This window comes from Labrenzia sp. THAF187b (genome assembly GCF_009363375.1).
GTDB classification, from domain to species: Bacteria; Pseudomonadota; Alphaproteobacteria; order Rhizobiales; family Stappiaceae; genus Roseibium; species Roseibium algicola.
In genome coordinates, this window is the sequence record NZ_CP045344.1 from 4,207,304 (window position 1) to 4,224,713 (window position 17,410).

Genomic DNA, 17,410 nt, shown 5'->3' on the forward strand with positions numbered 1-17,410 from the left:
AGCTATGTCTGAATTGACCCTATTGCCAGATCTCAAGCCGGTTCTGCCGGAGATCATCCTGGCCCTCGGAGCCATGGTGCTGCTTATGATCGGCGCCTTTGGCGGCAAGCGCGTCAGCTACGCCGTCTTCGGTGGAGCAATGGGCCTGCTCGGCGGTACCTTCCTGGTGCTTCTGTTCGTGCCGGCCTTTGGTGAAACGTTCGGCGGTTCGTTCGTTCTGGACGATTTCGCCTACTTGCTCAAATTGCTGGTGCTGGCAGGTTCGTTCTTTGCCATCGCCATGTCCTGGGCCTATGCCAAGAGCCAGTCCTTCGACCACTTCGAGTATCCGATCCTGATCGTTCTTGCGACGCTCGGCATGATGCTGATGCTGTCGGCGAATGACATGATCGCACTTTATCTCGGCCTGGAACTGCAGAGCCTGTCGCTCTATGTCGTTGCCGCCATCAACCGGGACAGCGTGCGTTCGACCGAAGCCGGCCTGAAGTACTTCGTGCTGGGCGCGCTGTCGTCGGGCATGCTGCTCTATGGCATGTCGCTGGTTTATGGCTTCACCGGGCAGGTGGCCTTCGAGGGTATCGCGGAATCGCTGTCCCACGATGGCGCTTCCATCGGACTGGTGATCGGCCTGACCTTCATTCTTGCCGGTCTTGCCTTCAAGATTTCCGCGGTTCCGTTCCACATGTGGACGCCGGATGTCTATGAAGGTGCGCCAACCCCGGTTACCGCATTCCTCGCCGCTGCACCGAAGGTTGCCGCCATGGGCATGCTGGTCCGGATCGTGATCGAGGCCTTCCAGCCGGTTACCAACGACTGGCAGCAGATCATCGTGTTCGTGTCGATCGCATCGATGGCACTCGGCGCCTTTGCAGCTATCGGCCAGCACAACCTGAAACGGCTGATGGCCTATTCGTCCATCGGTCACATGGGCTACGCGCTGGTGGGTCTTGCTGCCGGCACCCAGACAGGTGTCGAAGGCGTCATTTTCTACATGATCGCCTACATGGGCATGACGCTTGGTGTCTTCGCCTGCATCCTGTCCATGCGCCGCAAGGATGGCATGGTCGAGGAGATCGGCGATCTGGCCGGGCTGTCCCAGACAAACCTGCCGATGGCAATCCTGCTGGGTCTGCTGATGTTCTCGCTCGCCGGTATTCCGCCGCTGGTCGGTTTCTTCGGCAAGTGGTACGTGTTCAGCGCGGCCGTCGAGGCCGGTCTCTTCCCGCTGGCCGTGATCGGCGTGGTCGCGTCGGTGGTAGGTGCCTATTACTATCTGCGGATCGTCAAGGTCATGTTCTTCGACGAACCAGTTGAAGGTTTCGAGGCCATGCCGATGGAGTTGCGCGTGGTACTGGGCCTGTCGAGCGTTTTCGTGATCTTCTTCTGGCTGGCACCGGGACAGATCGTCAGCGCGGCCAGCTCTGCTGCCCAGTCGCTGTTCTGATCGACCGCATGACAAGTTATGGACATGAACGTCCGGCGCCAGGTGCGCCGGACTTTCGCTTTGTGGAGCTGGAAACTGTCGGTTCCACGAATTCGCTGTGTTTTGACAAGGCACGGCAAGGGGACACCGGTCATCTGTGGATCAGGGCGGACGAGCAGACCACAGGTCGCGGGCGCCGCGGGCGTGACTGGTCCTCACCGATAGGCAACATGTTCGCCAGCCTGCTTCTGATCGACCCAAAACCGGCTGAACGGATCGGCGAATTGCCGCTCGCCGCTGCCGTTGCATTGGCGGAAGCCGTTGACAAAGCCGCAGGTACACTGCAACTGGTAAGCCTGAAATGGCCAAACGACCTGCTTGTAGAGGGCTCGAAACTGTCCGGCATCCTGCTGGAGGCTGAAACGCTTAACGATGGCCGGCAGGCAGTTGTCCTTGGTTTTGGTGTCAATTGCGTTTCCCACCCGCCGTTGTCCTTGTATCAGGCGACGGACCTCAGGAGCCTGGGCTATCAGGTAACAGCTGAACGGTTGTTCGAATGTCTTACGGAGACGCTGGCGGACAACCTGTCTCGCTGGCAGCAACCGGGCGGCTTTGATGGAATTCGCCGGGCCTGGCTGAAACGGGCGGCACATCTGGGCAAGACCATAACGGTTCGGACTGCCCAGGAAGAAATTACCGGCACTTTTGCCGATTTGGACGCGCGCGGCCACCTGGTCCTGAAACAGGATGGTGGCGGTGAGCGAACGATTTATGCGGGTGATGTGTTTTTGCCTGGCGCTTGAGCGCCGGGCCGTTGCCCGATCTGACGTTTAAAGGAGCAATCCATGGCTTCGGCCAAGAAAAACAACAACAACAACGATATCGTGTTTCTGCCCCTGGGCGGGGTTGGCGAAATCGGCATGAATCTCGGTTTGTACGGCTATGGTCCGGAAGATGACCGGACGTGGCTGATCGTCGACTGTGGTGTGAGTTTCGCCGGACCCGAGCTTCCGGGCATCGATGTAGTCGTTCCGGACATCAAGTTCCTGGAAGATGAAGTCGACAATATCGCCGGCATGGTGATTACCCACGCACATGAAGACCATTACGGCGGGATCCTGCATCTGTGGCCCTTCCTGAAGGTACCGGTCTATGCAACGGCCTTCACTGCCGGTCTGCTGGCAGCCAAGACGGAAAGCGAGCCGGGAGCAGAAGAGGTTCCGGTGACGGTGGTGAAGCAGGGCGAGCGCCACAAGATTGGTCCGTTTGATGTCGAATTTGTTGCGATGGCGCACTCCATTCCGGAGCCCTGCGCGCTGGCGATCCGCACGCCTGCCGGCATGGTGCTGCACACCGGCGACTGGAAGATCGACAAGACGCCTGGCGTCGGCCTTCCCATCGATCTGGACCGGCTTGCCGAGCTCGGCCGGGAAGGGGTGATGGCGCTTGTCTGTGACAGTACCAACGCAATCCGTGACGGTGTCAGCCCCAGCGAGGCAGATGTTGCTGTCGAGCTGAAAAAGGTGATGGCAAAGGCCAACAAGCGAATTGCGGTCACCACCTTTGCATCCAACGTCGCCCGCATTCGGGCGATTGCGGAAGCTGCCGCTACAAACGACCGCGACATGGTGATTGTCGGCCGCTCTATGCACCGGGTGATCGAGGTTGCCGGAGAGCTTGGCTATCTGGATGGACTGAAGCCGTTTCACGATGAAGAGGCCTATGGCTACCTGCCGCGGGAAAAGACCGTGCTTTTGTGCACGGGATCGCAAGGCGAAGCCCGCGCTGCCCTCGCCAGGATCGCAGCCGGCGACCATCGCAACATTGCGCTGTCAAAGGGCGATATGGTCATCTTTTCTTCGCGCACGATCCCTGGAAACGAGAAAGCCGTTGGTGAGGTGCTGAACAACCTCGCCGACAAGGATGTCGACATCATCACCGACCGTGACGCCCTTGTGCATGTGTCAGGTCACCCGCGCAGGGGCGAACTGGAGCAGCTTTACAAACTGGTCCAGCCGAAAGTCGTGCTTCCCGTCCACGGGGAACCGTTGCATCTTGCCGCCCACGCCGCGTTCGCAAAGGACCTCGGGGTGCCTGAAGTGGTGCGCGGCAAGAACGGGGACATCATCCGCCTGAGTGCGGGACGTGCCGGTATCATCGACGAGGCGCCGTCAGGCATTCTGGTGAAAGACGGCGATATCCTGGACGATCCGGAAGTCACCGGCGTCAAGGAACGGCGCAAGCTTTCGTTTGCGGGCGCCGCGGTGATCGCGCTGGTGGTCAACCGATCCGGGGAGCTGCTGGACGACCCCAATGTTGTCCTGTTGGGCTTGCCGGACACGGATGATGAAGGTGATCCGATGGAGGATATCGTCATCAAGGCTGTCAGGGGCGCTGTAACCAGCATCCCGAAGAACCGGCGCAAGGACAAGGATCTGGTTGCAGAGGCTGCGCGGCGTGCAGCCCGGTCCGAGATCCTGAACGTCTGGGGCAAAAAGACGCTCTGCAAGGTGATGGTGACCCAACTATAGTCATCACGGCGGCCTGAGTGGCCGCCGACAGCGGAGGTTTGCAAATGATCGGACGGCTCAATCACGTCGCCATTGCGGTTTCGGATATCGAGGCAGCAACGGCAGTCTACCGGGACACTCTCGGTGCAGAGGTTTCAGCCAGGGAAGAGCAGCCGGATCACGGCGTCAGCACGGTGTTCATCAACTTGCCGAACACCAAGATCGAGCTGCTTGAGCCGCTTGGCGAGAATTCTCCTATTGCAAAGTTCCTGGAAAAGAACCCCTCAGGTGGCATTCACCACGTTTGCTACGAGGTTGATGACATCATTGCCGCGCGCGACAAGCTGCTGGCAGATGGTGCCCGGGTACTTGGCGACGGTGAACCGAAGATAGGGGCGCATGGCAAACCTGTGCTGTTCCTGCATCCCAAGGACTTTCTCGGTACCTTGACCGAACTTGAAGAGGCTTAATTCATGTCCATCGCGTTTGGCATGGCCATCTATTTCATGCTCTGGTGGATCATTCTGTTTGCCATCCTGCCGTTCGGCATGCGCCGGACGCAAGAAGAAGCAGGCGAGGTTGTACCAGGAACCGAGCCAAGCGCTCCCGAGCAGCCGCGATTCCGTCGGGTAATTATCCTGACCACCATCGTGACAACTGTGGTTTTTGCCGGATACCTCGGTATGCGCAACTCGGGATTCGGGCTGGACGACATTCCGTTCCTCAACCCGCCAACCGGCAGCTACAGTCACCCGTCCAACTGACGGGTGCGCCTTCCGGGGTATATTTGTTCGGATCCCACGGCAAGTCCGCCAGGTTTGCAAGAAAACTGACGCTATTCCGCAAAGAAAAAAGGCAGAGCCAAGCTCTGCCTTTGTAAAGTTCCGCGTCTAAATTCGACCCTGTACCCTTACTGTCCGGTATTCCCGTACAGCTGGGCGGCTGCAAACCAAAAGGTGCGCCTGAGGGTCCTTCCTCCCAAGACTCAGACCGCGATGTCCTTGAGCCTCTTGGCATTTCTGCCAAGGCATCTTTTTGTTATGAAGATGGAAACTAGCGGATTGATTCAGCCTTGTCACCTATTTGTCGTGCACAGGCTATTTTTTTTGCTTGCCTATTTCCTTGGCGGTAATTGGTACTAAGGTCTTAGTTCTGAAGCCGGCAAAAAATTAGGCGGCAAACTTCAGCAAATGCCTGCATTTGCGCGCTATTTTGCCGTCATTTCTGTATAAGGCAGGCATGCCTGCGCAAAGGGCTTGTATTTGGTGGCAGCTTGCGCTTTGACTGCGCACAAAACAGGCGATGCCCAAGATTGAGAGAACATTCATGCGTCTTTCCCGTTACTTTCTGCCCATTCTGAAAGAAACACCCAAGGAAGCGGAAATCGTGTCCCACCGGCTGATGCTGCGTGCCGGCATGATTCGTCAGCAGTCCGCCGGAATCTATTCCTGGTTGCCACTTGGGTTGAAGGTCCTGCGCAAGATCGAACGGATCGTGGAAGAAGAACAGGCCAGAGCAGGCGCGATTCAGTTGCTGATGCCGACGATCCAGTCAGCCGATCTGTGGCGCGAGAGTGGCCGGTATGATGCCTATGGCAAGGAGATGCTGCGCATCACCGACCGTCATGAGCGGGACATGCTGTTTGGGCCGACAAACGAGGAGATGATCACCGACATCTTCCGTGGCTACGTGCGATCCTACAAGGACCTGCCGCTGAACCTTTATCACATCCAGTGGAAGTTCCGTGACGAGGTACGCCCGCGTTTTGGTGTCATGCGTGGCCGGGAGTTCCTGATGAAGGATGCCTATTCCTTCGATTTGGACAAGGAATCGGCCCGTCACGCCTATAACCGGATGTTTGTCGCGTACCTGCGCACATTCGCCCGCATGGGGCTGAAGGCGATCCCGATGAAAGCCGACACCGGCCCGATCGGCGGCGACATGAGCCACGAGTTCATCATTCTTGCCGACACCGGCGAAAGCGAAGTGTTCTGCGACAAGTCGTTGTTGGAGCTGCCGACGCCTGCGGAAGATACGGACTTCTCCTCCGACCTGACGCCGATCGTAACCGAATGGACGACGCCCTACGCGGCAACGGACGAAATGCACGACGAAGCCGCCTTCGGTGCACTGGCTGAAGACATCCGCGTGTCGGCGCGTGGTATCGAAGTCGGACATATCTTCTATTTCGGTACCAAGTATTCCGATGCGATGGGTGCCAAGGTTGCGACTGCAGAAGGCACGGAAGTGCCGGTCCACATGGGATCCTACGGTGTCGGCGTTTCACGCCTTCTTGGCGCCTTGATCGAAGCCAATCATGATGAAAATGGAATCGTCTGGCCGAAATCCGTCGCGCCGTTCCATGTCGGGCTGGTCAATCTGAAGCCGGGTGACGAGCTGACGGATCCGGTGTGTGAAGATCTCTATGCCAAGTTTGAAGCTGCTGGCATCGAGGTCCTTTACGACGATACGGACACCCGGGCCGGTGCCAAGTTCGCGACGATGGATCTGATTGGCTTGCCCTTCCAGGTCGTTGCCGGGCCGCGTGGACTGAAAGACGGCTTGCTGGAAGTCAAGGACCGGGCAACTGGGGAAAAGGAAATGCTTTCTCCGGAAGCCACATTGAACAAGCTGACGGCGGCATTGACGGACTAACCAAGTCCGGTGATCCTCTGTGTGGGGATTCGGTCGCGGCGTCTGCTGCGGCCAGCCGGCCTGCCGGAAATACTTCGGTCGGTGGGCTGTGCTGAATTTGGGGCTGTGCTGAACTGGATGGACAATGACAGCGGTAGATACGGCGGACATTGACGACGGTCGCAAACCGGCAGCCCCCACACGCGCCTTTTCCGCATTTGAATGGATGATTGCAGGGCGCTACCTGCGATCAAGGCGCCGCGAAACCTTCATATCCGTCATTGCAGGCTTTTCCTTTGCTGGCATCATGCTTGGCGTGGCAACGCTGATTATCGTGATGGCGGTGATGAACGGGTTCCGGACGGAGCTTCTCGGCAAGATCCTGGGTATCAACGGTCATATGCTGGTTCAGCCGATCGACCAGCCACTGACGGACTATGATGCGGTTTCCGCGCGGTTGCAGGGTGTGCCGGATGTGGTCAGTGCGATGCCCTTTGTGGAAGGTCAGGCGCTGGTTTCCGGACCTGCAGGGAATTTCGGAGCGCTCGTTCGCGGCCTTTACGAAAGTGATCTGCGCCGTGTGCCGCTTATCGCGAACAACGTGCGGGCCGGAACGCTTGACGGGTTCGACGAGGGCGAGGGGGTTGCCATAGGTTCGCGCATGGCGCAACAGCTCGGCATCACCCTTGGTGACAATGTCACCATTATCTCACCACGCGGTAGTGTGACCCCCATGGGCGTTACCCCGCGGCTGAAGGCCTATCCGGTCACCGCCATTTTCGAAATTGGCATGAGTGAATACGACGCGACCTTCCTGTTCATGCCACTGGAAGAGGCGCAGGCCTATTTCAACATGGATACCAAGGCGACCGGTATCGAAGTTTATGTCGCTGACCCCGATAGGGTCGGTATCATGAAGGACACGATCGAGGAGGCCGCAGATCGGCCGGCTTTCGTAACCGACTGGCGCCAGCGCAATGTCACCTTCTTTGCGGCCCTTGAGGTGGAGCGGAACGTGATGTTCATCATCCTGACGCTGATCGTCCTGGTGGCGGCGCTCAATATCGTTTCCGGCATGATCATGCTGGTAAAGGACAAGGGCAAGGACATCGCGATTTTGAGGACCATGGGCGCGACGCGTGGGTCGATTATGCGGATCTTCCTGATCACAGGCGCCAGCATCGGCTTCGTGGGTACTTTCGCCGGCTTCTTCCTTGGACTTTTGGTTTGCCTGAACATCGAGAGCATCCGTCAATTCGTTTCCTGGCTTACCAGGACGGAGCTGTTCGATCCGACGCTCTACTTTTTGTCTCAGCTGCCTGCGGAGATTGACTCCGGAGAGACGATAACAGTGCTTGTCATGGCGCTTGCGTTGTCACTGCTGGCGACGGTCTATCCTGCGTGGCGGGCTGCGCGGCTCGATCCCGTTGAAGCCCTCAGATATGAATAGGGAGACGGGAGATGAACATGGCCGTTGACCCCAACCAGGCACCGGGACTGGCGCCCGCCGCCCTGCAATTGTCTGGCATTACCCGCAGTTTCGACGAGGGTAATCGCGAACTTCATATCCTGAACGGTGCTGATCTGCGCATCGAGGCAGGCGAGATGGTTGCCCTGGTGGCGCCTTCCGGAACCGGCAAATCAACCCTTTTGCATATTGCCGGTTTGCTGGAGCGCCCGGACGAGGGCGATGTCTTCCTCGGGCCGGTCAACTGTTCGGATCTGTCGGATGATGAGCGCACGGCCATCCGGCGTAACGACATCGGGTTCGTCTATCAGTTTCATCACCTGCTGCCGGAGTTTACCGCACAGGAAAACGTGATGATGCCACAGATGATCCGTGGCTTGCCGCGAAAGATGGCAGCGGAGCGAGCAGACGAGCTTTTGAAATACATGCGTCTCGGTGAGCGTGGCAGCCATCGCCCTTCGGAGCTATCCGGTGGGGAGCAGCAGCGTGTTGCCGTTGCCCGTGCGGTTGCGAATGCACCACGTATCCTTCTTCTGGATGAACCGACGGGAAATCTGGACCCCAACACTGCAGGCTATGTATTCGATGCCTTGCAGGCATTGGTGCGGGCGTCCGGTGTTGCGACGCTGTTCGCAACTCACAACCTGGAACTGGCGGGCCGGATGGACAGGGCAATAACGCTGTCCGAAGGCCTGGTCAGGGACCTCTAGGTTTTTCCAGTCAGACAAACCAAGCCAAAAAATTGCTCCTAACCCGTGTGAGCGGGCTCCTCAGGGCTGCGGTTCCCCAGAAGAACAAAGCAAAAACCCAAAGTTTACAGCAAATTTGATTTGCTTGATGACAAGGGGAACAAAAAGGGCTTGCAATAGGAACAAAAATGGAACATCATCCAGTTACGCAATTAGCAACGGTTGGAGGGTGTGATGATCCATATCGCTCGTGATTTTGCCGCTTTCGGTGCAATGGTTTGCTTCTGCACGACGCTCGCCGTTTGGGGCGACGTGCTTCTGTCCGTCGGCTGATCAATCTCTGCTGAACGGTCGTTGTTTCGGCAAATGGTGCCGGAGTGCGTTTTTTGAGTGCCGGGCTTCAGTCGACTGCGGTGTGATGCGAAGTCAGGATTACAAAGAACAGCGGTAACAACTCCTTCGGCGTCTCGACACGCAATTCCGAACACGCTTCACTTGAGCGCTGATTCTGGAAGATGTTATGAGAGCCGCCATGTCTGCTTCAGATCCCAACAATTCTCTGTCTTCCGGTTTGTCAGAAAATGCCGGCGGTGAGGCTAGCGGTCCCGGCTATGTTCACCTCCGGGTCCATTCCGCGTTGTCGCTTCTGGAAGGTGCGTTGCCGATCAAGAAGCTTCTCGATCTCGCCAAGGCCGATGACCAGCCGGCGCTGGCGATTGCCGATACCAACAATCTGTTTGGCGCGCAGGAATTTGCGACCAAAGCGTGGGGATCCGGAATTCAGCCGATTGCGGCGTGTCAGCTTTCCGTCTTTTTCGACGATGGGCTTGAAAGCGGGCGGAGAGGGGAACCAGCGCTTTCGGACGTTGTTCTTCTCGCCATGACAGAAGCCGGTTACGGCAATCTGATGGAGCTGAGTTCTCGGGCCTTCCTCGATACGGAAACCGGTCTGAGGCCACATGTTTCCTCCGGGTATCTTCTATCAAAGTCCGAAGGCGTTATCATTCTGACCGGTGGTGTCGGCGGACCGATCGGGGCAGCGCTCCTTGCCGGACGCAAGGATCTCGCAAAAAGCCGGCTGCAAACACTGGCGGACCGTTTTCCCGGCCGTTGCTACGTGGAAATCCAGCGCCATGGCATGGAAGCCGAGCGCAAGACCGAAGACGCGTTTCTCGATCTGGCCTACGAATACGGGCTGCCACTGGTCGCCACCAACGAAGCCTTCTTTCCCAAGCGCGAAGACTATGAAGCTCATGACGCCCTGATCTGCATTTCCGAGGGCAGGGTGCTGATCGAGGATGACCGCAGACGCCTGACACCGGAGCACTACTTCAAAAGCCGCGCGGAAATGTGCGCACTCTTCGCGGATTTGCCGGAGGCACTTGTCTCAACGGTAGAGATTGCCCGGCGCTGCAGCTTCCGTCCGTTGAAGCGCGCGCCGATCCTGCCCCGGTTTGCCGGTGCGGATGCGGATCCGGAAGAAGCGGAGAAGGCAGAAGCGGAAGAGTTGATCCGCCAGGCACGCGAAGGATTGCAGGCGCGCCTTGATGCCCACGGACTGGCGCCGGGTCTTGAGGAGAAGGACTATTGGGACCGTCTCGACTACGAGACCGGTATCATCGAGCGCATGAAGTTTCCCGGTTACTTCCTGATCGTTGCCGACTTCATCAAATGGGCGAAAGGGCAGGATATTCCGGTCGGCCCGGGGCGCGGGTCCGGTGCGGGGTCCCTGGTCGCCTGGTCCCTGACCATTACCGACCTCGATCCCATGCGGTTCTCGCTGCTGTTCGAACGCTTCCTCAATCCCGAACGCGTTTCGATGCCTGACTTTGATATCGACTTCTGCCAGACCCGGCGTGAAGAAGTGATCCGTTATGTTCAGGAAAAATACGGCCGGCAGCAGGTCGCCCAGATCATCACTTTCGGATCGCTTCAAGCTCGGGCCGTGCTGCGCGATGTCGGCCGCGTACTGCAAATGCCTTATGGCCAGGTCGACCGGCTCTGCAAACTTGTTCCCGCCAACCCGGCAAATCCTGTAACGCTTGGTCAGGCGATCGAGGAAGAGCCACGCCTGCGCGAGGCAGCCAAGGAAGAGGAAATCGTCGAGCGGCTGCTGGGCATGGCTCAGAAGCTCGAAGGCCTTTACCGGCACGCTTCCACGCACGCGGCGGGCGTTGTCATCGGTGACAGGCCCCTGGAACAGCTGGTGCCGCTCTATCGAGACCCGCGTTCCGACATGCCGGTTGCTCAGTTCAACATGAAGATGGTGGAAGATGCCGGACTTGTTAAGTTCGACTTCCTCGGCCTGAAGACGCTGACGGTTATCGATACGGCGGTGAAGCTGATTGAACGGCGCGGTATCGATGTCGACGTGGCAGCCCTGCCGATCGACGACGAGAAAACCTACCAGCTGCTGGCGCGGGGCGAAACGTTTGGCGTGTTCCAGCTGGAAAGTCAGGGCATGCGCCGCGCGATTGCAGGCATGAAACCCGATCGGTTCGAAGACATCATTGCCCTTGTGGCTTTGTATCGCCCCGGACCGATGGAGAACATCCCGGTCTACAACGCGGTGAAACACGGCGAACAGGACCCGGACTGCTTGCATCCGCTGCTTGAACCCATCCTGATGGAGACGAACGGCATTATCGTCTACCAGGAACAGGTGATGCAGATTGCGCAGGTTTTGTCCGGCTACTCACTCGGGGAAGCTGACCTTCTGCGCCGCGCCATGGGTAAGAAGATTGCCGCGGAGATGGAAGTCCAGCGGGCACGTTTTGTCGACGGCGCGGTGGAGCGTGGGATCAACAAGAGCCACGCCGGAACAATCTTCGATCTTGTGGCGAAGTTCGCCAACTACGGCTTCAACAAGTCGCACGCTGCGGCGTATGCGCTGGTCTCCTACCATACGGCCTGGCTCAAGGCGAACCACCCGGTCGAGTTCATGGCCGCTTCCATGACACTGGATCTGGGCAATACGGAAAAACTGGGCGACTACAGGCAGGAATGTCGGCGCATGAAGATCGAGATCGAGCCGCCGTCAATCAACCGCGGGCAAGTCTATTTTGACGTTGCCGACGGCAAGATCCTTTACGCGATGGGCGCGATCAAGGGTGTCGGCGAGCAGGCTGTTGAACACATTGTTGAGGTTCGGGGCGACAAGCCTTTCAAGAGCCTTGGCGATTTTGCGCGTCGGATTTCACCCAAGGCCCTCAACAAGCGAACGCTTGAAAACCTGGTGGCCGCCGGAGCATTCGATGAGCTTGAGCCCAACCGGGCACGGGTTTTTGAAGGCCTCGACCGGATCATGGGCCTGGCTCAACGCACCGAGGAAAACAAGACGCTCGGCCAGGACGAGCTTTTTGGCGGCAGCGACAGCGAAGAACCCTTGCAGCTGGATGATGTCCATGGCTGGACAAACGAAGAGAAGCTGCAACGGGAACATTCGGCGATCGGATTTTACCTGTCAGCGCATCCGATCGACGAATACGCTTCCGTACTGGAAAAGATGCGGGCACAGCCGTGGAGCCAGTTTTCGGAAGCAGTCAAGAAGGGGGCGTCTCACGGCCGGCTTGCCGGCACCGTTGTGTCCATGCAGGAACGCAAGACCAAGACCGGCAATCGCATGGGAATCGTTCGCCTGTCCGATGCCACGGGCCAGTATGAGGCGTTGCTCTTCCGGGAGAAACTCGAACAGTTCCGGGATGCCTTGCAGGCTGGTCGTTCCGTTGTCGTGCTCGTCGGGGCCGACATGCGCGACGACGAACCATCCCTTCGAATCGAACAGGTCGATCCGATCGATCAGGTTGCAGCCCGCCTGCAGAAAAGCATGCGCGTCTTTGTTCGCGATGAACGTCCAATCCCGAGCCTTGCGAAGCAGTTGCAGGTGAGGGGGGAAGGTGACGTCACGGTGATTGTACTTCTGGAAAACGGTGCACGGGAAGTGGAAGTCAAGCTCCCCGGCCGGTTCCGCCTGTCACCGGAAATTGCGGGCGCGCTCAAGGCAGTGCCAGGTGTAACGGACGTACAGGTGGCGTGAGCGTCCAGGGGCGCTAACAATGCGATTCCACTGCGGGAGCGCTGGTGCGCCATGGTTTCAATGGTCCTGAATATGCTGGCTCTGTCAGTTGCCGATGCGGGCGCTGTGATAGTCCTTGAGCGCGGTGGCCAGCTGCAACGCAAAGCGCGCTGAGGCCACGGGAAGTGTACGCCCGCGCATCTGGCCCAGAATTAGGTTTCCGGGTGGCACGTCCTTGCTCGAGATCGGTTTGAAAACCAGCGAGCCGTCATCCTGCTCTCTGAGCCCCAGAGGGATCTGGAAGCCGATCAGTTTCTCACAGAGAACGTAGTGCCGGATCAGGTCGAAGCTTTCGGTCTCGACGGCCGGAGAAACGCGGCGGCTGCCACGCCGGGCAGCAAAGTCCAGCAGATGCCTGACGCCATATTTGGTTGTCGGGGCGACGTGGGGCACATCAAGACAATCCCGCAGGCGCACCTCCGCTTTTTTTGCCAGTGGGTGGTCGCTCGCCATGACCGCATAAACCTCCTGCGGGATGACATGAAGCACCTCGAAATCCACCAGATAGACTGGCTCGAACACCAGCGCCAGGTCGCTGGAATAGGACACGAGTTCCTGCTCGGCCTGGGTTCTGTCCCTGACGTTGACCGAAAACGTGACGCCCGGATGATCACGCCGGTACCGGGCGATCTGCTCGGGCAGGAAATAAGGAACCATGGCCTGGGAGCAGGCGATGGAAACGTGCCCTCTGCGTTCTCCCGCAAGATCCGCGACCTGGCTCTGCACACGAGCAAGGTCCGAAAGGCTTGCGCGATAGTGGTGGAGAAGAAGCTCTCCGGCAGGGTTGAGACGTACGCCCTTCGGAAGGCGCTCAAAGAGCTGGGCGCCAAACTCCTGCTCGAACCTTTGCACCCGACGTGTGAGCGCCGAGGCGGTCAGGTTCATGTCTTCCGCCGCTTTTCTGATGGAGCCCGCTCGGGCGACAGCCTCTATGAGCTGAAACGTGTATAAGTGTCTCATTTCAATAGGCTTTGTTTATAGCGTTGCATTTTTTTCATCGCATCTGTGAATTTATAGCATTTTTCGGAAACAGAAAACACCTGCAAGCTTCGGAAAGCCAATCGCACAGCGGAGTTTCCGAACATGTCCCTACACAGACGCGAATTCCTCAAAGCCGGAGCTGCCGTCGTCGGCGCCCTCCCGTTTTCCCGGTCCCTGTCTGCCTTCGCCGCAAGCGATACCCTGGTGGCGGTGACCGGTCAGACCATCAACAGTCTGGATCTTCACCGTACCGGTACCAACAGGGCCAGCTATCAGGTTGCCATCAACAGTTATGACCGGTTGATTACGTTCGGCAGCAAGACCCTGGAAGATGGCAGCGTTTCTTTCGACTATTCGAAGCTGGAGCCGGAACTCGCGGAAAGCTGGACAATTTCCGACGACGGTTTGACCATTACCTTCAAGCTGAAGCCGAACGCCGTCTTCTGGGACGGCAGCAAGGTGACTGCAGAGGATGTAAAATGGTCTTTCGACCGGGCCGTGTCAGTTGGCGGGTTCCCGAGCACGCAGATGAAAGCTGGCGGCCTTGTGCGGCCGGATCAGTTTGAAGCCGTCGACGAGGAAACCTTTGTCGTCAAGCTCGACAAGCCATCAAAGCTATCCTTGCCGGATCTGGCAGTTCCTGTGCCATTCGTCATCAATTCGAAAGTCGCCAAGGAACATGCGACAGCCGATGATCCCTGGGCGACTGAGTATCTTCACACGACACCTGCCGGGTCCGGGGCCTACAAGGTTGCCCGTTGGGATTCCGGCCAGCAGATCGTTTACGAACGCTTTGACGAATGGGCTGGTGGACCATTGCCCAAGGTTCGCAGAATCATTGTTCGAGAAGTGCCGAGCCCGGCAACGCGCCGCGCCCTGATCGAACGTGGTGATGTGCAGGTGTCATTCGACATACCGGATAAGGATGCTGCTGAGCTCGCTGAAAAGGTGAAGGTGTATTCCACACCGATTGCCAACACCATGCATGTGGTTGGCCTGAATTACACTTTCGAACCTTTCCAGGATCCGAATGTGCGCAAGGCTATCGCCTATGCGATTCCCTACAAGGACATCTTCGATACTGCAGCTTACGGCCGCGGCGCACCGTTGTGGGGCGGTGGCGAGACCATTGAAGACACCTCCTGGCCGCGTAAGTCGCCCTATAGCCATGACATGGAGAAAGCCAAGGAGTTGCTTGCGGCATCCGCCTATCCTGATGGCTTCGAAGTCCCTCTGTCGATCAGCACAGACCTTGCTTCCTGGATGGAGCCAACGGCGCTGCTGATTCAGGAAAGTCTCGGCAAACTCGGCATCAAGACGGAAATCGAGAAGATCCCCGGGGCAAACTGGCGCACGGCGGTGCTCGTGGAAAAGCGCCTGCCACTACATCTTGAAAACTTCGGCGGCTGGCTGGACACACCCGACTACTACTTCTTCTGGGCGTATCAGGAAGGCAACCTTTTCAATTCCTCGAATTATCGAAACGAGGAAATCGAGACCCTGACCTCGGAAACGCTTCACATGGCGCAGGACGATCCGGAGTACGCGCCGAAGATCAAGCGGATGTTCGAGATCGCGATGGAAGACCTGCCGAGGATTCCGCTTTATCAGCCGGCGCTCAACGTCGCGGTCAACAGTGCCGACGGTTACGAGTTCTGGTTCCACCGCCAGCTCGATGTCCGCTCTCTGACGAACGTGGAGAGCTAGGTCATGGCGCGTCGCAGCTCAGCTACGCTTAACCGCATTCTGCAGGCGATACCGGTTCTGATTGGCGTTGTGGTGATCAGCTTCATCCTCACACGTGCCTTGCCCGGTGACCCAGCGGTGCAATTTGCCGGAGCTGCGGCAACGCCTGAATCCATCGAAGAGGTTCGACGGTCTCTGGGTCTCGACAAACCGTTGCCGGAGCAGTTCCTGATCTATGTAGGAGATCTGCTGCAGGGAGACCTGGGACAGTCGGTTTCCACCGGCCGGCCCGTTGCGACGGAACTCGCGTCCCGACTGCCGGCCTCGCTCGAATTGACGCTGTCCGCCCTGATCCTGTCCTGCCTGATCGCCGTTCCACTCGGCGTTCTGGCAGCGACACGGCCGGGAACCTGGATTGACCAGCTATGCCGGATCCTTGTCACCGCCGGCGTATCTCTGCCGACTTTCTTCACCGGCATCGTCCTGATCTATGTTTTCTATTACCTCCTGGGCATCGCACCGTCGCCCCTCGGCAGGCTCGATTTCATCTATCTTGATCCGCCCAGGATTACCGGGTTCTTCCTGATCGACGCTGCAATTGCCGGAGATTGGGAAACCTGGTTCGGGGCGCTGAAGCAGCTGGTCTTGCCAGCAACGACGCTAGCCCTCTTCACCCTTGCCCCGATCGCGCGCATGACTCGGGCGGCGATGCTGTCTGCATTGGCGGCCGACTATGTCAGGACCGCACGGGCAGCAGGCCTCGGGCCAGGAATGGTGCTTTACGGCTACGCTTTCCGCAACGCCCTGCTTCCGGTCGTGACCACACTGGGGATGGTGTTTTCCTTTGTGCTTGGGGCGAATGTGCTGGTCGAGAAGGTCTTCGCCTGGCCAGGTATCGGATCCTATGCGGTAGAGGCGCTTGTGGTTTCCGATTACGCCGCGGTTCAGGGATTCGTTCTGGCGATGGCATTGCTGTTCGTCATTCTCAACCTGTTGATCGATCTGTCCTATTCGCTGATTGATCCACGTTTCGGGACATCTTCGAAATGAGTGATACGACGTTGCCTCCAACCGTCGCGGAGCGGAAGACCGGCTCCGGTGCACTGGCCCATACGATCTATGTCCTTCGGGAAAATCCGGTCACGGCCCTGTCTTTCGCCATGTTCGCTTTTTTCATCGGATCAGCAGTGCTCGGACCTGCGCTGGTTCCCTACGATCCGCTGCAGACGAATGCGGCCAATGCATTGCAGGCCCCCAGCTGGTCTCATTGGTTCGGAACCGACAATCTTGGCCGCGATGTCTTTTCAAGGGTGATCGTTGCAACGCGCCTTGATCTGATCATCTCGGTGTCCGCAGTTGCGCTTTCCTTCGTCATCGGTTCGGTCCTTGGCGCCGTGGCCGGTTACCGTGGAGGCTGGCTGGATGTAGTGCTCAACCGGTTTCTCGACACCATCATGGCCTTTCCATTGTTCGTGCTGGCCATGGGCATTGTGGCGGCGCTCGGGAATTCGATTTCCAACATCATTCTGGCCACTGCGATCATCAACATTCCGTTCTACGCCCGTCTTGTTCGTGCGGAGGTCAACATCCGGCGGGAAGCCGGCTTCACGCTTGCCGCAAAGCTTGCCGGCAACTCGGATACCAGGGTGCTCGCGTTTCACATATTCCCGAATGCCCTGCCGCCGATGATGGTGCAGGTCTCGCTCAATCTGGGGTGGGCGATTTTGAACGCGGCCGGGTTGTCCTTTATCGGCCTTGGTGTTCGTCCGCCCACACCGGAGTGGGGCATCATGGTTGCCGAAGGCGCGAATTTCATCGTGTCCGGCGAGTGGTGGCTGGCGTTGTTTCCGGGGCTCTGGCTGATGCTGGCAGTCTTTACCTTCAACCTGATGGGAGACGGTCTTCGCGACATCGTCGACCCGCGTCGCCGGACCTGAGGAGCTT

13 protein-coding genes are annotated in these 17,410 nt (G+C 58.2%); 12 read left to right on the top strand and 1 reads right to left on the bottom strand.

Annotation, left to right across the window (positions count from 1 at the left end):
* Positions 1-4: 4 nt before the first annotated feature.
* The 9 genes from nuoN (at position 5) to dnaE (ending at position 12,760) form a co-directional block, all read left to right on the top strand.
* Positions 5-1,444: an NADH-quinone oxidoreductase subunit NuoN gene (nuoN, locus tag FIV03_RS19415; protein ID WP_022998437.1), complete on the top strand. Its 1,440-nt coding sequence runs from the start codon at positions 5-7 to the stop codon at positions 1,442-1,444.
* Between the two features lie 8 nt (positions 1,445-1,452).
* Positions 1,453-2,226, top strand: coding sequence for a biotin--[acetyl-CoA-carboxylase] ligase (locus FIV03_RS19420; RefSeq protein WP_173013889.1), 774 nt, complete (start codon positions 1,453-1,455; stop codon positions 2,224-2,226).
* A gap of 42 nt (positions 2,227-2,268) precedes the next feature.
* Positions 2,269-3,954 carry a ribonuclease J gene (locus FIV03_RS19425; RefSeq protein ID WP_152510661.1) on the top strand — a complete coding sequence of 562 codons (1,686 nt, stop codon included), beginning with the start codon at positions 2,269-2,271 and terminating at the stop codon, positions 3,952-3,954.
* Between the two features lie 44 nt (positions 3,955-3,998).
* Positions 3,999-4,403, top strand: coding sequence for a methylmalonyl-CoA epimerase (gene mce, locus FIV03_RS19430; protein ID WP_006934701.1), 405 nt, complete (start codon positions 3,999-4,001; stop codon positions 4,401-4,403).
* A 3-nt stretch (positions 4,404-4,406) separates the two neighbouring features.
* The gene (locus FIV03_RS19435; protein ID WP_022998440.1) at positions 4,407-4,697 is read left to right on the top strand and encodes a DUF1467 family protein; all 291 of its coding nucleotides are present in this window, start codon (positions 4,407-4,409) and stop codon (positions 4,695-4,697) included.
* Positions 4,698-5,259: 562 nt separating this feature from the next.
* Entirely contained in the window at positions 5,260-6,588 is a 1,329-nt protein-coding gene (gene proS / locus FIV03_RS19440) for a proline--tRNA ligase (RefSeq protein ID WP_152510662.1), read from the top strand.
* Between the two features lie 124 nt (positions 6,589-6,712).
* Complete coding sequence (locus FIV03_RS19445) at positions 6,713-8,017, top strand: lipoprotein-releasing ABC transporter permease subunit (protein ID WP_022998442.1); 1,305 nt, start codon at positions 6,713-6,715, stop codon at positions 8,015-8,017.
* An 11-nt stretch (positions 8,018-8,028) separates the two neighbouring features.
* Positions 8,029-8,745: an ABC transporter ATP-binding protein gene (locus FIV03_RS19450; protein ID WP_022998443.1), complete on the top strand. Its 717-nt coding sequence runs from the start codon at positions 8,029-8,031 to the stop codon at positions 8,743-8,745.
* Between the two features lie 538 nt (positions 8,746-9,283).
* Positions 9,284-12,760, top strand: coding sequence for a DNA polymerase III subunit alpha (gene dnaE, locus FIV03_RS19455; protein WP_209010084.1), 3,477 nt, complete (start codon positions 9,284-9,286; stop codon positions 12,758-12,760).
* A gap of 84 nt (positions 12,761-12,844) precedes the next feature.
* Here the strand turns inward: dnaE and FIV03_RS19460 are convergent, their stop codons facing one another.
* Positions 12,845-13,684, bottom strand: a complete 840-nt coding sequence (locus FIV03_RS19460) for a LysR substrate-binding domain-containing protein (RefSeq protein ID WP_286202208.1) — start codon at positions 13,682-13,684, stop codon at positions 12,845-12,847.
* Between the two features lie 198 nt (positions 13,685-13,882).
* Between FIV03_RS19460 and FIV03_RS19465 the strand changes: the two genes are divergently transcribed.
* Genes FIV03_RS19465 through FIV03_RS19475 form a run of 3 tightly spaced genes read left to right on the top strand, consistent with a single transcriptional unit; the run spans position 13,883 to position 17,403 of the window.
* Positions 13,883-15,487 (top strand): ABC transporter substrate-binding protein, encoded by a 1,605-nt coding sequence (locus FIV03_RS19465; RefSeq protein WP_152510664.1) that lies wholly within the window; start codon positions 13,883-13,885, stop codon positions 15,485-15,487.
* 3 nt (positions 15,488-15,490) lie between these two features.
* Positions 15,491-16,516 (top strand): ABC transporter permease, encoded by a 1,026-nt coding sequence (locus FIV03_RS19470; protein WP_022998448.1) that lies wholly within the window; start codon positions 15,491-15,493, stop codon positions 16,514-16,516.
* Positions 16,513-17,403 carry an ABC transporter permease gene (locus tag FIV03_RS19475; protein ID WP_022998449.1) on the top strand — a complete coding sequence of 297 codons (891 nt, stop codon included), beginning with the start codon at positions 16,513-16,515 and terminating at the stop codon, positions 17,401-17,403. The genes FIV03_RS19470 and FIV03_RS19475 overlap by 4 nt, the downstream gene beginning before the upstream one ends.
* Positions 17,404-17,410 lie beyond the last annotated feature (7 nt).

Coding starts and splice junctions, on each gene's coding strand:
- nuoN (WP_022998437.1), top strand. CDS start 5: ATGTCTGAATTGACCCTATTGCCAGATCTCAAGCCGGTTCTGCCGGAG.
- FIV03_RS19420 (WP_173013889.1), top strand. CDS start 1,453: ATGACAAGTTATGGACATGAACGTCCGGCGCCAGGTGCGCCGGACTTT.
- FIV03_RS19425 (WP_152510661.1), top strand. CDS start 2,269: ATGGCTTCGGCCAAGAAAAACAACAACAACAACGATATCGTGTTTCTG.
- mce (WP_006934701.1), top strand. CDS start 3,999: ATGATCGGACGGCTCAATCACGTCGCCATTGCGGTTTCGGATATCGAG.
- FIV03_RS19435 (WP_022998440.1), top strand. CDS start 4,407: ATGTCCATCGCGTTTGGCATGGCCATCTATTTCATGCTCTGGTGGATC.
- proS (WP_152510662.1), top strand. CDS start 5,260: ATGCGTCTTTCCCGTTACTTTCTGCCCATTCTGAAAGAAACACCCAAG.
- FIV03_RS19445 (WP_022998442.1), top strand. CDS start 6,713: ATGACAGCGGTAGATACGGCGGACATTGACGACGGTCGCAAACCGGCA.
- FIV03_RS19450 (WP_022998443.1), top strand. CDS start 8,029: ATGAACATGGCCGTTGACCCCAACCAGGCACCGGGACTGGCGCCCGCC.
- FIV03_RS19460 (WP_286202208.1), bottom strand. CDS start 13,684: ATGAACCTGACCGCCTCGGCGCTCACACGTCGGGTGCAAAGGTTCGAG.
- FIV03_RS19465 (WP_152510664.1), top strand. CDS start 13,883: ATGTCCCTACACAGACGCGAATTCCTCAAAGCCGGAGCTGCCGTCGTC.
- FIV03_RS19470 (WP_022998448.1), top strand. CDS start 15,491: ATGGCGCGTCGCAGCTCAGCTACGCTTAACCGCATTCTGCAGGCGATA.
- FIV03_RS19475 (WP_022998449.1), top strand. CDS start 16,513: ATGAGTGATACGACGTTGCCTCCAACCGTCGCGGAGCGGAAGACCGGC.